This window comes from Vulcanococcus limneticus LL (assembly GCF_002252705.1).
GTDB classification, from domain to species: domain Bacteria; phylum Cyanobacteriota; class Cyanobacteriia; order PCC-6307; family Cyanobiaceae; genus Vulcanococcus; species Vulcanococcus limneticus.
This window is the reverse complement of the sequence record NZ_NQLA01000113.1, coordinates 1-2,230: the sequence shown is the minus strand read 5'-3', so window position 1 is coordinate 2,230 and position 2,230 is coordinate 1. Positions and strand designations below refer to the sequence as shown.

Annotated in this window: 3 protein-coding genes; 2 read left to right on the top strand and 1 reads right to left on the bottom strand. The window is 62.0% G+C overall.

The annotated features are described in order from the left end of the window. Positions 1–87 precede the first annotated feature (87 nt). A complete protein-coding gene (locus CJZ98_RS17530) occupies positions 88–621 on the top strand; it encodes a Tll0287-like domain-containing protein (protein ID WP_094592387.1) in 534 nt (177 codons plus the stop codon). Between the two features lie 70 nt (positions 622–691). Further along, a complete protein-coding gene (petC, locus tag CJZ98_RS17525) occupies positions 692–1,240 on the top strand; it encodes a cytochrome b6-f complex iron-sulfur subunit (protein ID WP_094592386.1) in 549 nt (182 codons plus the stop codon). Positions 1,241–1,248: 8 nt separating this feature from the next. On the opposite strand, the gene CJZ98_RS17520 is transcribed toward petC, so the two are convergent. After that, entirely contained in the window at positions 1,249–2,112 is an 864-nt protein-coding gene (locus CJZ98_RS17520) for an ion channel (RefSeq protein ID WP_232756593.1), read from the bottom strand. Positions 2,113–2,230 lie beyond the last annotated feature (118 nt).

Sequence of the window (2,230 nt, the reverse complement as noted above, 5' to 3'; positions counted from 1 at the left end):
GGCGATTTCGGGCACAGGGAGGAGGCGATACCACCGACCAAACCCCATGCTGGCAGCTCAGGCCAGAGCACCTGTGACACACTTTGAATCAGCCCTGCCCTGCCGGGGGATTCGGCTGCTCTGGCCAAGGCCGTTGTGGCGATGGAGCAGCTCGATCAGATGCGCATCTCCCTGGCCTCCACCCTCGAGGGCCGCACCGAGGAGCCCACCATCGAAACGATGAAGGAGGTGTGCAAGCCCGTAGGCATACGGGCGGTGGCGATCGGCAAGGAGAACGGCTGGCAGGTGCGCCAGGTGGCCAGCAAGTACCGCAACCCCGACCATGCCCCCGCCAACGCTCAGGAGCGCCAGGTGATCGATCTGTTCAGTCGACACCCTGAGATCAACGGGCTCTGGGAGCCCGCCGTGGCGGAACAGGGCGCCGGCCTGAACTACTACCGCCGCATCAACGTGGAGCCGAGCTGCCTGGCCTGCCACGGCACCAAGGCCAGTCGGCCGGCGTTCATCAAAGACAACTACCCCGACGACAAGGCGTTTGACCTGGCCGTTGGTGAGCTGCGCGGCATGTATGCCGTGCACCTGCCGGAGGTTCAGGCAGCTCTCGCCGCCGCCACAAGCTGAGCCACGCCAGCTCAATGATTTCTCTACACTATGCGTATCTCGTCATAAGCCGATCTGCAGGCTCAATGCCATGACCCTCGTCCCCATTAGCCACTCCAGCAGCGAGGTCCCCAGCCTGGGGCGTCGTCAGTTCATGAACCTGCTCACCTTCGGTGCCGTCACCGGGGTGGCCCTCGGCGCCCTCTACCCAGTGGTGCGCTACTTCATCCCTCCACGGGAGGCTGGCTCATCTGGTGGTGCCATGGCCCTGGATGAACTCGGCAATCCGATCGCGGCCAGCGGCTGGCTGGCTGGCCATAGCGAAGGCGACCGCAGCCTGGTGCAGGGCCTCAAGGGCGATCCCACCTATCTGATCGTCGATGGAGAGGGCGCCATCGGCGCCATCGGCCTCAACGCCATCTGCACCCATCTGGGCTGCGTGGTCCCCTGGAACAGCGGCGAGAACAAGTTCATCTGCCCCTGTCACGGAAGCCAGTACGACCCGGAGGGGGCCGTGGTCCGAGGTCCCGCCCCGCTGCCCCTGGCCCTGGCCCATGTGGCGGTTCAGGGCGAACGGGTGCTGCTCAGCACCTGGAGCGAGAGCGATCCCCGCACCGGCGAGAAGCCGTGGTGGAGCTGAGCTGAGCGTCAGGAAGCTGCTCCAGCTGGTCGGGGCAGCTCAACGGATGGGCAGGCATAGATCCGGTTGAAATTGGCGAAGTCGAAGCTCTGGCCCTCGCCATCCTCCTCCTGCATCATGTCCACGAAGGCCTGACCGAACAACACCTGGGAAAGGGGGTAATTGTGATGGGCATGGATCGGCCGCTCCATGATTTCGTCAATGCCACTGAATGAAACCACGATGTCGGCCTGGCTTGCGCTCAACTCCTGGGGGGTACGTCCATGCAAAGGGCTGTGTTGATCGATCGGATGCATCACCGTCCAGGTGAGCAGAAACAGGGGTGAGCAATCGCGGTTCAAGGTCATCGGGTGCAGGCGTCGCATCCGGTGACCTTCCGGAGTGCGCTCATCGATGGCGAGATAAGCCCTAATCCTGGCATCGAGGATGGTCTTGCGCCGTTCATTGGCCACACGGAACATCAAGGTGGGCAGTCCGTTGTAGGAATGCAACGTGGCCACATCTGAGAACAGGATCCTCGCTGTGGACTTGGAGAAGCGACTGAAGGTCGATCCTGTGATCAGCGCAATTAGAATCAACCCCACCAGTGACTCGAAGGTGACAATCAGATTCGTGAAGAGGCTACTGGGATAGAGCGCGCCATAGCCGATCGACCCCAGGGTGTGCACACTGAAGAAGAACGCTTCCATGAAACTGGTTGCAGGGCCTGACACGCCCGAGATCCCATGGGGATCCAGCCAGTAAAGGCCTGTGAACACCAGATGGAGAAGCAGGTATCCCATCGCGATCAACACAAAGAAGACCGGCCATGGCACGGCCAGCATCAGGTGATTGGGATAGCGCCAATGCCGAATCCAGTTGGCTGGGTTCACCGATGAGAAGATGCCGCCATGCTGACGTGACCCCCTTTGTCGGTCCAGTCCTTATGAGAGTGGGTGGATGTGGTCATGCTGCAACTCCCTGTTGAGCTGCCTCCAGGGGCGTACGCCC